Genomic DNA, 12,295 nt, shown 5'->3' on the forward strand with positions numbered 1-12,295 from the left:
CGCTCAGGGGCGCGGCAGCATCGCCAGGGCGAGTGGCACGCCCGCGGAAATGCTCGCACCGGCGAACAGGCCGGTGGTCATCGAGCGGCTCAGCGCGCCCACGCCCACGGCGAAGGCCACGGCGGCGATCAGGGCGAGCACCGCGGTGCCGCGCTCGACGCGTCCGCGGCGTGCGCCGCCCGCGGCGGGCCGCACGGCACGGCGCTTCGGGCTAGCTTCCAGCAACATGGCATCCTCCGCGCAGTCACGGGTGCGCCTCGGGTGACGCCCCTGTTCTGGGGACACCGGCGCCCGGAGAATCGGCACGCAGCTATTTCTGAGACAACCGTCACGTCCGGCTCAGGCCGCGCCGGGCCAGCAGCGGCCCGATGTCCGGCTCTCGCCCCCGGACCTGCGCGAACGCCGCCATCGGGTCGACCGAGCCGCCGCGTGCGAGCAGCGTGCGCCGGAAGATCTCGCCCTTGTCCCGGATCGGCGCCGTGCCGTCAATGAACCATTCGACGGTGTCGGCGTCGAGCACCTCGCTCCAGATGTAGGAGTAGTAGCCCGCCGCGTACCCGCCGGAGAAGATGTGCGCGAAGTAGGCGGTGCGATAGCGGGGCGGGACGGCCGACAGCGCCAGCCCAGCCTTGCGCAGCGCCTGCTCCTCGAAAGCGGCAGCGTCCACGCCGTCGAGCGCGGCCGGGTCGGCGACCCGATGCCAGGCCCAGTCCAGCTGCGCGGCCGCCAGGTACTCCACGGTGCGGAACCCTTCGCCGAAGCGCGCCGCCTCGCGCAGGCGTTCGACCAACTCCGCCGGCATCGGCGCACCGGTCTCGACGTGGCGGGCGTAGCGCGCCAGGATCTCCGGGTGGTCCATCCACATCTCGTTGACCTGCGACGGGAACTCGACGAAGTCGCGCGGCACCGCCGTGCCCGAGAAATACGGGTAGCGCACGTCGGAGCACAGCCCGTGCAGGGCGTGGCCGAACTCGTGGAAGAGGGTGCGCACGTTGTCCCAGGTCAACAGCACCGGCTCACCCTCGGGCGGCCGGGCGATGTTGAGCACGTTCGTCACGACCGGGCGGGTGCCCAGCAGCGTGGACTGATCCACCAGCGCCGTCATCCACGCCCCGCCGCGCTTGGACGGGCGCGCGAAGTAGTCACCGAGGAACAGGCCGAGCGGGCTGCCGTCGGCGTCGAACACCTCGAAGACCCGCACGTCCGGGTGATAGCCGGTCAGGTCCGCGCGTTCGCGGACGGTGATGCCGTAGACCCGCTCGGCCGCGTGGAAGACCCCGTCCCACAGCACGCGCTCCAACTCGAGGTACGGCCGCAGCGCCGCACCGTCCACCGCGAACCGTTCGGCGCGCACCCGCTCCGACCAGTACAGCCAGTCCCAGGCCCGCAGCTCGTCGCCCGCGCCCGCGGCACGCATCGCCGCGGCCAGTTCGGCGGCCTCGCGCTCGGCATTGGCCACCGCCGGCGGGACCAGCCGCGCGAACATCTCCTCGACCGCCTCGGCGGTGCCCGCCGTCTGGTCGGCCACCACGTACCCCGCGTGATCGGGGAAGCCGAGCAGCGCGGCCCGCTCGGCGCGCAGGGCGGCGATCCGCACGGCCGTCGCGGCGTTGTCGGGGTCGGTGCCGAAACCGCGATCCAGCGAGGCGTCGAGCACCTGGCGGCGCAGCTCCCGATCGCTCAGCTCCGCGAGCACCGGTTGGTTGGAGACGTTCTGCAGCCGCAACGCCCAGCCCTCGTGGCCGAGGGCCCGTGCCTGCTCGGCGGCCGCCGCCACCGCCGCGGGCGCCAGCCCGGCCAGCTCCCGCTCGTGCTCGACCAGCACCGTCGCCGCGTTCGTCGCCGCCAACAGGTTCTGGCCGAAACGGGTGGCGGCGGCGGCCAATTCGGCGTTCAGCTCACGCAGCCGGGCCTGTCCCCCCGCGTCCAGTCGCGCACCGGCCCGCACGAACTCCAGGTGGTACTGCTCGAGCAGCCGCAGATCCTGCGCGTCCAATCCCAGCTCCGCGCGCCGCTCGTACAGCGCGTCGATCCGGGCGAACAACTCCGCGTTCAGGTGGATCGCGTCGTGATGCGCGGCCAGCCGCGGCGAGACCTCCGCCTCGATCGCCTGGATCCCCGGCGTCGAATCCGCCGAGACCAGCGCGAAGAACACCGCGCGTACCCGCCGCAACACCGCCCCCGAGCGCTCCAGGGCCACCACCGTGTTCGCGAACGTCGGCGCCTGCGCGTCCCCCGCGATCGCCGCCACCTCCGCCAACTGCTCGCGCATCCCCCGCTCGAACGCGGGTAGGAAATGCTCCTCCCGTATCCGCGCGAACGGCGGCAACTCGTAGGGCAGCGCACTGCGTTCGAAGAACGGATTCATCCCCCGACTCTAAGCCGCCCCCACCCACCCCGGCCGCGCCGATGCGAGACGGACCTCCTGTGAGCCACGTAACACCGCGGTACTTCCGGCCGATAGCGACTGCGTCGACTCCGAACGTGAGCGACTTTCAGGGGGCGCGTCGGAGTGGACCTGGCCCCGTGGGGCAGGACCAACCGATCGTCGAAGGGTGAACGTGATGTCTCCGATGCTGTCCAAAGGCGAGAACGTGCCGCTGCCGGACGATGTGGAACGAGTCGATGTCGTGCTCGGCTGGAGCGAATCCGAGGTGGAGGTGGACGCGTCGGCGTTGCTGCTCGGGGCGGACGGGAAGGTCGGTGACGACGCCGATTTCGTGTTCTACAACCAGCCGGAGTCGCCCGACGGCTCGGTGTGCTTCCTCGGGGCCAGCACGACCGAAGAGGGCGCGCAGGCGAGAATCGCGCTGGACCTGTCCGCCGTGAGCGAGCGGGTGCACCGCATCGCGCTGGTCGGCAGTGTCGGTGCCGGAACCTTCGGGGACTTGGGGAAGCTGGCCTTGCGTGTGGTGGACGCCGCCGGGATGTCGCTGGCCGAGTACGTGACCGCCGACGCCACCACCGAATCGGCGTTCGTGTTCGGAGAGGTGTACCGGCGCCACGGAATCTGGAAGGTGCGCGCTGTCGGCCAGGGCTGGGACAGCGGATTGGCCGGGTTGGCCACGGATTTCGGCGTCGCGATCGACGACGACGGCGAGCGCGCCGAGGCTCCCGAGGGCCCGGACGGCAGCATCGAGACGTCGCCCGCGGAGCCCGCCTCGGCCGCGCGGGAGCCGCAGGACACCCCTCGGCAGGAATCGGATGCTCGGCGGTCGGTCGAACCGCCGGCCGAGGACGCCGGCCCGCGTTCGGTCGATGCCGTCCAGGTACCGGAGCCGGCCCAGCGCCCGGCGGCGGCCCGTCGCGGGGTGCGGACCACCAAGCGAGCGCCCAAGAAGGTGAAGCCGCTCGAGTTCACCCTCGCCGAGCACGACGGCTGGCAGCCCGCCCGGTTGTTCTCCGTGATCGGCGTCGGCGCGGGGGAGGAGCAGGAGCGCCGCGCGACCTCCGCACTGATCTCGACCATGCAGGCCGTCAAGCCGTTCGCGCGGGCCATCTGCGCGCGAATGGGTGCGCCCGCAGGGGTGTTCGAGGGTTATGTGGAGGTGCCCTACGAGCGTGGCGAGTCCAAGGTGGTGCCCGACGCGGTGCTGAAGGTGGTGCGCGGTGGCCGGGTGTGGACGGGATTGCTCGAGGTCAAGACCGGCAACGGCAGGCTGCGCCGCGAACAGCTCGAGAATTACCTCGATGTGGCGCGCCGCAAGAAGTACGACGTCGTGGTGAGCCTGTCCAACGACGTGCCCGCGGGACCGGGCGAACTGCCGGTCGACGTCGACCGCCGCAAGCTGGCCAAGGTCGCGCTGCGGCACCTGTCGTGGTCGGAGGTGGCGCACGAGGCACGCATGCTGGTCGCCCACGGCGGCATCGACAACGAATTGCAGGCATGGATCCTCGCGGAGTTCCTGCGTTACCTGGACCATCCCCGTTCCGGTGCCGCCGAGTTCGTCGACATGGGCAGGCACTGGGTCGCGGTGCGCGACGGGGTGCTGGCGGGCACCCTCCGCGCGGGTGACCAGAAGGCGCTCACCGTGGCCGAGACCTGGTCCTCGCTCTCGCGTCACCTGGCGCTGCGGATGACGGCGGAACTCGGTGTCACGGTCAAGCATGTCCTGGCGCGCAAGTACCGGACGGATCCGGCCGCCCGCAACGCCGCCGTCGCGGAGCGGCTGGCCGCCGAGGGCGTGTTCGAGGCCGTGCTGCGCATCCCCGACACGGCGGGCGACCTGGTCGTGGTCGCCGACCTGCGCACCAACCGAGTGCGTTGCCGGACCACCCTGGATGCCCCGAACGAGGGCACGTCGGGGCGTCGGCTGAGCTGGTTGCTGCGTCAGCTCGCCGACGCACCGGGCGAGGTCCAGGTGGAGGCGGTGTTCTCGGAGAAGGGCAACGAGGCGTGCGAGCACCTGTCGACGGTGCGGACGACGCCGAAGGTGCTGACCGAGGGGCGGGCGGGCACCATCGTGTCGTTTTCCCTCGAGCAGTCCTTTCCGATGGGCAGTCGGCGGTCGGGGACCGCGGCCAGTTTCGTCGCCAGCGTCACCGGAGCGATGGATGCCTTCTACGGCGGGGTCGTACAACCGCTGCGGGGGTGGGTGCCCGCGGCGCCGAAGCAGTCGGACATGGTGCCCGCCGAGGACTGACGCTGTCTCCGAGCACCCGGCAATCGTGTGGTTGTCGGGTGCGGACGGTGATGTATCGGGTTCGGACCTAGCATGCTCGATCGTATGGTCCGATTTGTCGAGGTATTTCCCGGTTAAACACGAATTGTCGGAGAAATTCGGACTTTCGCAGCGGGGGCGGCGGCATTGCTGGAGCATTGCTGGTGGCGCGCCGTTCGGCGCGACGGGTCGGGAAAGACATTTCAGCAGGAGTCCACACCATGCCAGACGAGTGTGAGCCTGAGAACAATACGGGAGCGGTCGCCATGAGGGCGCCTGGGCGGCCGCTAGGGGAAGGGCCGGATCTGGCGGCACTGCTCTCGCAGATCGCCGCCGGTGACCGGGAGGCGTTCACGCAGTTCTATCGGGCGACCAATGTCCGGGTGTTCCGGACGGCACTACGGGTGCTGCGGGGGCATGCGGCGGCCGAGGAGACCACCCAGGAGGTCTTTCTCCAGGTGTGGTCGATCGCCGACCGCTACGATCGCCGCCTCTGTTCCCCGGTCGGGTGGCTGATGATGCTGACCCACCGCAGGGCGGTGGACCGGGTGCGGGCCGAAGCCGCGGCGGGAATCCGGGAATCGACCTACGGCGCAACGAGTTCCAGCGCCGCCTACGACGTGGTGGCCGAGGCCGCGGTGCAGCGGCTGGAGCGCCTCGAGGTGGCCAGATACCTGCGCGGCCTCAGCGCCGTGCAGCGCGAGGCCATCGCGCTGGCCTACTACGGCGGGCGCACCTACCGGGAAGTGGCCGCCCACCTGGACGTGCCGTTGCCGACGGTGAAGACCCGCATCCGCAGCGGACTGCAGCAGTTGGAGGCATCGCTGCGCGCCGCCGCGAACTGACCCGGGATCAGCGGGGGGAGTCCGAATAGGCGGGCAGTACCTGGGTGTCGTCGTTTTCGTTCAGCGATTCGCGGATGGCGGCCTGGGCGGCCGGTGGCAGGGTGTGCATGATCTCGCGCACCCGCGCCCGCCGCCGTTCCACCGCCTGCCGCACCGGCATGCCCGGCGTGGCCCGCATCTGCGGGATGATGCCCTCGACCTCCTCGGCACCGCCGTGATGATGACCGGCATCGACCATGGCCTGCTCGCGGGCCATCTGCGCCTCGTCCTTCTCCTCCGACATACCGATCGGACCGATCATGCGACCGTTGAGGAACTGCTTGACCACCGGCTCCTCCGAGGTCAACAACACCTCACGCGGCCCGAACATCACCAACTGACGCCGGAACAACATCCCGATGTTGTCGGGCACCGTCCGCGCCAGATTGATGTTGTGGGTCACGATCAGGATCGTCGCATCGATCTGGGCGTTGATATCGATCAACAACTGCGACAGATACGAGGTACGCACCGGATCCAGACCCGAGTCCGGCTCGTCGACCAGAATGATCTGCGGATCCAACACCAACGCCCGCGCCAACCCCGCCCGCTTGCGCATACCACCGGAGATCTCCCCCGGCAGCTTGCCCTCCGCACCCAACAGACCGGTCAGCTCGAGCTTCTCCATCACGATCTTGCGGATCTCGGACTCGCTCTTCTTGGTGTGCTCGCGCAACGGGAAGGCCACATTGTCGAACAAGTTCATCGACCCGAACAGCGCACCGTCCTGGAACAGCACACCGAACAACTTGCGGATCTCGTAGAGCTCCTTGTTCGAACACGTCGTGATATCGGTGTCACCGATGTAGATCGACCCACGCTCCGGCCGCAGCAACCCGATCAACGACTTCAAAAACACCGACTTACCCGTACCCGAGGGACCCAGCAGGGCGCTCACCTCACCGGCGGGCAGCGTCAGCGAAACATCCTGCCAAATACGCTGCGAACCGAAGGACTTCGTCACACCCTCGGTCCTGACCTCGACGCCCACGCAAACCTCCATGCTCTCCGGTGAGCCCCCCACGACGGCCATCGCGCGCGCATCCAGGGCCTGTGGACGACAAGTTACTGCATCTTCCGTGTTTCCGGAATTGTGCGCCGTCACCTACCCGCGGTGGTGCGGTTGTCGGCGCGGCCTCTCCATACACAAGAATATAGGTTCACTTCGATCGGCGGTGACGGATCGGCGGGGCGGCCGCGTCCGGAGCGGATTCACGCGGCAGGCACCCGGTGCGTCTGCGGCCCTGTGGTGCGTCCGCCGAGTCGCCGGGAGGTGTGCACCGCCCGTTGAACCTCCCGATGAGGTCGCGTAACGTTGATATTCGTTCTCGGTTTCGGTTTTGGATGGGGGTCGGTGGATGACCACAGCCGCACAGGGGCGCCGGCTCGGTCCGGTGTCCGACGGTGCACCGATCCGTGTCGGGCGCGGCGCGGATCCGGCGCCGAGTGAGAGAAGAATGATCGGTCACTTGTCGGGAATGCCGGGCACCGGGCGCGCACCGTCGGGCAGTGCTGGTGCGCCGCTGTCCCGCGCCTGCCACGACCTGGCCGTCGGCATCCTCGGCGAGGAGAACGTGGCGGCGGCGGCCGCCAGACTGGCCGCGGCCGCGGCGTCCTGCGCCCGCGAGGGCGTCGCACTGGGCACCGTGCACCGCATCGTCTTCGATTGCGTGCACAAGGAATTCGCGACCGTCGAGGCCGCGCACGGCACCGGCCGCGACGGCGTGGACCGGCGGCTGTGGGAGGTGCTGGAGCAGGCCGCGGTGGCCGTGTCGGTGGGCTACCTCGAGGAGGCGGGCGCAATCGGCACGCAGCAGCACAGCGCTGTCGACACGTTGACCGCCGCGCTGCTCGGCGGACGGGTCGACCCCGTCCTGGTCCGCGAATCGGGCGTCGAGGTCGCCGAGACCTACGCGGTGGTGGCGATGTCGTTCGCCGCCGCCGAGGACGAGGCGCCGCGCGAGAGCGGCCGGCTCGCCCAGCGGGTGCGCATCGCACTCGCCGAACGCGGCCGCCACGTGCTCTCGCTGCTCGGCCGCGACGGCGGCACCGTCCTGGTGCCGGTCAGCGACCGGACGAACCTCGAACGCCTGATGGCCGCGGCCGCGCAGGCGGCGGGTGGCCCGCTCACCGCCACCGCGGTCACCGTGCCCCGCGACGAGATCCCCGACGCCGCCGACCGCGCGCACGAACTGCTCGACATGGTGCACCGGCTGCGCATGGGCCCGGCCCTGTACCGGTTCGAGGAACTGGCCCTCGAATACCAGATCACCCGCCCCGGACCGGGTTTGGACTACCTCGGTACCGTGCTCGACCCACTCGACGAGCAACCGAAGCTGCTCGAAACCTTGCGCTGCCACATCGGCAACGGCTTGAACCGGCAACGCACCGCCCGAATGCTGAACCTGCACACCAACGGACTGGACTACCGCCTGCGCCGCATCGGCAGGCTCACCGGCTACGACCCCGGCGACGCCAGGGGCATCTGCTATCTGCGGGCGGCGCTGGTGGCGCGCAGCTACCGGGAGCACGCAGGCTAGTCGCGCGGCCGCCACCACGGCGTGGACACGCCCGGGTGGCATTCGCCACATCCGCACGGTGTGGTGACCCGCCGTCCGGCGGGTACGTCCTTGCGAGGACCGCCGAACGACACAGCCTCGGCGCGCCCGTCATCCGCACAACCATCTTCGCGGGGAACGACTTCCGGGTCGCGCGGCGCGCCGGGCGACGACGGACAAGGAGTTCCACCCGGTGGAGCAAGTACTACGGCCCCTGATCGTCTTCGCGGTGACCCTCGCGGGCACCGTCACCCTCGGACTGCTCATCGATCGCCTGCTCTGTTACGGCGCGCGCAGACGCCCCGGCACCGCGCTCCCCGGCCTGCTGCGGCGCGTCCATCTGCCGCTGCAGGTGTTCCTCGGCGCGGTCGCCTTGCACGGCACCTATCCGCTGGCCGAACTGAATCTGCGCCAGGACGCGGTGATCCGCAATCTGCTGGCCACCACGGCGATCATGGCCGCGGCCTGGCTGGTGGTCCGTGGCGTCGACGCGGCGGCGGAGAACATGTTGCGCGCCTACGCCGACCGCACCCGCGACATCGCCAAGGTGCGTCAGCTGCGCACCCAGCTCGGCCTGGTGCGGCGGATCGTGACGTTCCTGCTCGCGGTGACCACCGCCGCGGTGGTGATCCTGCTGCTGGTGCCGAGCCTGCGGGCGCTGGGGACCTCGCTGCTGGCCTCCGCGGGCGTGATCGGCATCATCGCGGGCGTCGCCGCCCAGTCCACGTTGAGCAACCTCATCGCAGGACTGCAGATCGCCTTCGGCGATTCGGTCAAGATCGGCGACACCGTCGTGGTGGAGGGGGAGTGGGGCACGGTCGAGGAGATCACGCTGGCCTTCCTCACCGTGCGGATCTGGGACGACCGGCGGCTCACCATGCCGGTCTCCTACTTCAACAGCAAGCCCTACGAGAACTGGTCGCGCGGCGGCTCACAGATCACCGGCACGGTCTACCTGCACCTGGACCACAGCACCCCGATCCCGCTGCTGCGCGAGCATCTGCGCGAGTACCTGCGACAGCGCAGGGACTGGGACGGCCGCGACTGCGGCCTGGTGGTCACCGACAGCACCCCGACCAACATCGTCGTGCGCGCGACCATGACGGCCGCCGACGCCGACGACGCGTGGACGTTGCGCTGCGCGGTGCGCGAGGAACTGCTCGGCTGGCTGCGCGAGCATCATCCGCAGGCGCTGCCGAAGATCCCGACCGCGATCACCACGGCCGGGAGACCGCGGCGCCGGATCGCCGGGAACTGGTGTCGGCCACGGACGGCGCGCGCGTCTGAGCCGGTTCGTCGGGGCCGGTTTCGGGAGGGCCGGTTTCGTGGGGGCCGCGCGTGCCGTCGCGTGCCGTCGGCGACGGCCCCCACCGCGGGACCGGTCGGGGGTGTTATCCGCCGAAGCCGACCAGTGCCGAGGCCAGATCCGGCACCTCGAGCACCTCGAGCGCCTGCTGGCGCACATCCGGGCAGGTCTGCGTGGTGACGGTGTCGACGATGGTGCGGTCGCGGATCACGTCGTCGTTGAGGCCGTCGTTGCGCGCGGCCCAGTTCTGCACGGTGCCGTTGAAGCTCACCTTCGCCACCGTGGCGCCCTGCCCGCGCCAGTTGTCCAGTTCGGACTGGATCATGTCGCACAGCTGCTGGGCGGCCTGCGGTGTCACCGCTTCGGTCTCCGATTCGGTGGTGGTCTGAGCACCCTCGGTCGTGGTGGGCACCATGGTCACCGTCTCGGTGGCGTTGCCGGTGTCGGTGTCGTTGTCGTCGGTACACCCGGCCAGGACGGTGCCCGCCACCAGTGCGCCGGCGATCAGGAGCGAGCGAGTGCAGTACGAGCGATCGAGATTCATGTTTCGTTCTCCTCCGAGTCGGAAGCTGTCAACACGACGGCATAGCTGCTGTACCCCGCGCGGGGGCCCCGAATCGGCGGCGGTGCGGCACCGGCCGCGGCCGCGCTGTCAGGATAGGAGGCGAACGAGACGGTCACCGACGGCGAAAGGGGTGGCAGATGTCCGGATTCTGCGTGCTGGCCAAATACGGCGAGATCGCGGTCAAGGGGCGTAACCAGGGCTGGTTCGAGAACTGCCTGGTGCGCAACCTGCGGCATGCCGTGGGCGGGCCCGTGCTCATCCGGCGCCGCGGTGGGTTCCTGGTGGCGTCGGCGCAGCACCGCGATCCCGCCGAGCTGACCCGTCGCCTGCAGGAGGTGATGGGATTGAGCGTGGTGCAACCCGCGCTGTCGGTGCCGCCCACCGTCGAGGACGCCACCGCCGCCGCCGTCGACCTGTTGCGGCGCAGGCACGCCGAGCGTCCCGGCGCGCCCGTGCCGACCTTCGCGGTGCGGGCGCGGCGACGCTGGAAGGACTTCCCGATGTCCTCCGACGCGTTCGCCGCGCACATCGGCGCGCGGGTGTGTGCCGAACTCGGTTGGCGGGTGGATCTGGCCGCGCCCGAGGTGCCGGTGCTGGTGGAGGTCGATCGGCGGGAGATCTTCGTCTCGGTCGAGCGGCTGCCCGGCCAGGGCGGGCTGCCGGTGGGATGCAGCGGGCGGGCGCTGGTGCTGCTGTCCGGCGGCTACGACTCGCCGGTGGCGGCCTATCGGGCGATGCGCCGCGGGTTGCACTGCGACTTCGTTCATTTCACCGGCGCCCCGTACACCGACCCCAGCTCCATGTACAAGGCGTATGCGCTGGCCAGGGAGCTGGGGCGGTATCAGACGCCCGCGCGGCTCTACGTCGTGCCGGTCGGCAACGCGCAGAAGACGTTGGCGACCGCGGGCGCCGAAGAACTCCAGATCGTCGCCCGGCGCCGGCTCTACCTGCGGATCGCCGAGGAACTCGCGCGCCGTCGCCAGCGCGACGCCCTGGTCACCGGCGACAGCCTCGGGCAGGTGGCCAGCCAGACGCTGTCGAATCTGGTCTCCGCCGACCAGGCCTGCACGCTGCCGGTGCTGCGCCCGCTGATCGGCTGGGACAAACAGGAGATCATCACCGAGGCCCGGCGCATCGGCACCGCGGAGATCTCGGTGCTCCGCGACGAGGACTGCTGCAGCCTGCTCGCGCCCAGCGAGGTCGCCACCCGCACCAACCCCGCCGATCTGCGGGTGATCGAGCAGCGCGCCGACATCGACACGCTGGTCGAGCAGGCGCTCGAGCACGTCACCGTGCTCACCCCCGGCCGCGTCCGCGGAGCCGAGCCGCCGCGCGCGAAGGTCGCCCGGCCCACCGTTGTCGCCGGGTGAGGTGAGCGCACCGCCGCGCCGGCTTGTGCGACGGCCGCCGCCGCCGTCGGCGACGGCGGCCCATTGGGTGCGGCAGCCGACCCGCGGCTTCCGCCGGAGACGCGAATCGGCGCGGGACGTTCGGGGTGAACGCCCGCGCCGATCGCTGCGGAGATCTGCGGTGCTCACGCCGACGGGGGAAGCGGGGAGACCTCGTGGACGGTCACCACGACCGCGGTGTCGCCGTACGGGGTCGAGCCCATCGCGACGTTGTGGAACATGCGCGCCAAGCCGACGCGCATGCCGTACTTGGTGCGCAGGCCCGCGTCGATCTTGTCGAACAGCGGTCCGGCCGGGATCAATTCGGCAAGGCCCTGGTGCTGACGGGAGCCGACCGCGGGCTTGCCGCGCCAGTTGCCCGCCTGCACGATCACCCGCGGATCACGGACCAGCTGTTGCGCTTCCGGCGAATGCGAGGAGACACGGAAGGCGAGCCTGCCGCGGTCGATCGGAATCACCAGGTGCGCGGTGGTCGGCCAGTGCCCCGCGGGATCGGGACGGGTCACCAGCACGGTGCTCGCATCCCACCACAGCATGCCGGGATGCCATTCGCTGGGCCGATCCGGCACGGCAGGCAGCCGCTGCACGGTGTGCGCGGCGGCCGGGTGCGGGACCGGGGTCGGTGGGGTGGGCGGCACCGCGCCGGTGGCGGCGGGATGGCCGAGGGTGTGAGTCATGCAAACCTCCGGAACGGGGTGTGGTGTCGGTGCTGGACGGCCCGCTTCTTCACAGGATGCTTGAGAAAATCTAAGTCTTAGGACATAGATTTGGTATAGCACCGAGGTGAGATAGCTGCAACGTCCGACCACTTCGGGTCCACTCCAGCCGTTCCCGATCGATGCCGCGTGAATCACCTGTCCGCCGAATCAGTCTGTGTTGTCGGCAATTTCCGGCAGAAGGATCCGTCGCGCT

General features: G+C 70.2%; 10 protein-coding genes. 5 read left to right on the plus strand and 5 right to left on the minus strand.

The genetic code is table 11. The annotated features are described in order from the left end of the window. Positions 1 to 3: 3 nt before the first annotated feature. Together CRM89_RS03255 and CRM89_RS03260 are read right to left on the minus strand one after the other, a co-directional pair. Positions 4 to 228: a hypothetical protein gene (locus tag CRM89_RS03255; RefSeq protein WP_041560041.1), complete on the minus strand. Its 225-nt coding sequence runs from the start codon at positions 226 to 228 to the stop codon at positions 4 to 6. A 100-nt stretch (positions 229 to 328) separates the two neighbouring features. Further along, positions 329 to 2,368: a M3 family metallopeptidase gene (locus tag CRM89_RS03260; RefSeq protein WP_098083185.1), complete on the minus strand. Its 2,040-nt coding sequence runs from the start codon at positions 2,366 to 2,368 to the stop codon at positions 329 to 331. A gap of 193 nt (positions 2,369 to 2,561) precedes the next feature. Between CRM89_RS03260 and CRM89_RS03265 the strand changes: the two genes are divergently transcribed. Both CRM89_RS03265 and CRM89_RS03270 read left to right on the plus strand, forming a co-directional pair. Continuing rightward, positions 2,562 to 4,643: a TerD family protein gene (locus tag CRM89_RS03265; protein ID WP_098086865.1), complete on the plus strand. Its 2,082-nt coding sequence runs from the start codon at positions 2,562 to 2,564 to the stop codon at positions 4,641 to 4,643. Positions 4,644 to 4,927: 284 nt separating this feature from the next. Next, the gene (locus tag CRM89_RS03270; protein ID WP_228791472.1) at positions 4,928 to 5,506 is read left to right on the plus strand and encodes a sigma-70 family RNA polymerase sigma factor; all 579 of its coding nucleotides are present in this window, start codon (positions 4,928 to 4,930) and stop codon (positions 5,504 to 5,506) included. 7 nt (positions 5,507 to 5,513) lie between these two features. Here CRM89_RS03270 and CRM89_RS03275 read toward each other — a convergent pair whose 3' ends face one another. Next, on the minus strand, positions 5,514 to 6,548 hold the full coding sequence (locus CRM89_RS03275) for an ABC transporter ATP-binding protein (RefSeq protein WP_041560858.1): 1,035 nt from the start codon (positions 6,546 to 6,548) through the stop codon (positions 5,514 to 5,516). A 454-nt stretch (positions 6,549 to 7,002) separates the two neighbouring features. Here CRM89_RS03275 and CRM89_RS03280 point away from each other — a divergent pair, with 454 nt between their 5' ends. Both CRM89_RS03280 and CRM89_RS03285 read left to right on the plus strand, forming a co-directional pair. Further along, positions 7,003 to 8,085, plus strand: a complete 1,083-nt coding sequence (locus tag CRM89_RS03280; protein WP_172964432.1) for a CdaR family transcriptional regulator — start codon at positions 7,003 to 7,005, stop codon at positions 8,083 to 8,085. A gap of 211 nt (positions 8,086 to 8,296) precedes the next feature. Beyond that, the gene (locus CRM89_RS03285; RefSeq protein WP_229434959.1) at positions 8,297 to 9,589 is read left to right on the plus strand and encodes a mechanosensitive ion channel family protein; all 1,293 of its coding nucleotides are present in this window, start codon (positions 8,297 to 8,299) and stop codon (positions 9,587 to 9,589) included. Here the strand turns inward: CRM89_RS03285 and CRM89_RS03290 are convergent. Next, entirely contained in the window at positions 9,495 to 9,953 is a 459-nt protein-coding gene (locus tag CRM89_RS03290) for a hypothetical protein (RefSeq protein ID WP_228792595.1), read from the minus strand. The two genes, CRM89_RS03285 and CRM89_RS03290, sit on opposite strands and share 95 nt — an antisense overlap. 158 nt (positions 9,954 to 10,111) lie before the next feature. Here CRM89_RS03290 and thiI point away from each other — a divergent pair, with 158 nt between their 5' ends. Next, entirely contained in the window at positions 10,112 to 11,344 is a 1,233-nt protein-coding gene (thiI, locus tag CRM89_RS03295; protein ID WP_098083187.1) for a tRNA uracil 4-sulfurtransferase ThiI, read from the plus strand. 164 nt (positions 11,345 to 11,508) lie between these two features. Here the strand turns inward: thiI and CRM89_RS03300 are convergent, their stop codons facing one another. Next, the gene (locus CRM89_RS03300) at positions 11,509 to 12,060 is read right to left on the minus strand and encodes a hypothetical protein (RefSeq protein WP_098083188.1); all 552 of its coding nucleotides are present in this window, start codon (positions 12,058 to 12,060) and stop codon (positions 11,509 to 11,511) included. Positions 12,061 to 12,295 lie beyond the last annotated feature (235 nt).

The organism is Nocardia sp. FDAARGOS_372 (assembly GCF_002554515.1).
In the GTDB taxonomy this organism is placed as follows: Bacteria; Actinomycetota; Actinomycetes; order Mycobacteriales; family Mycobacteriaceae; genus Nocardia; species Nocardia farcinica.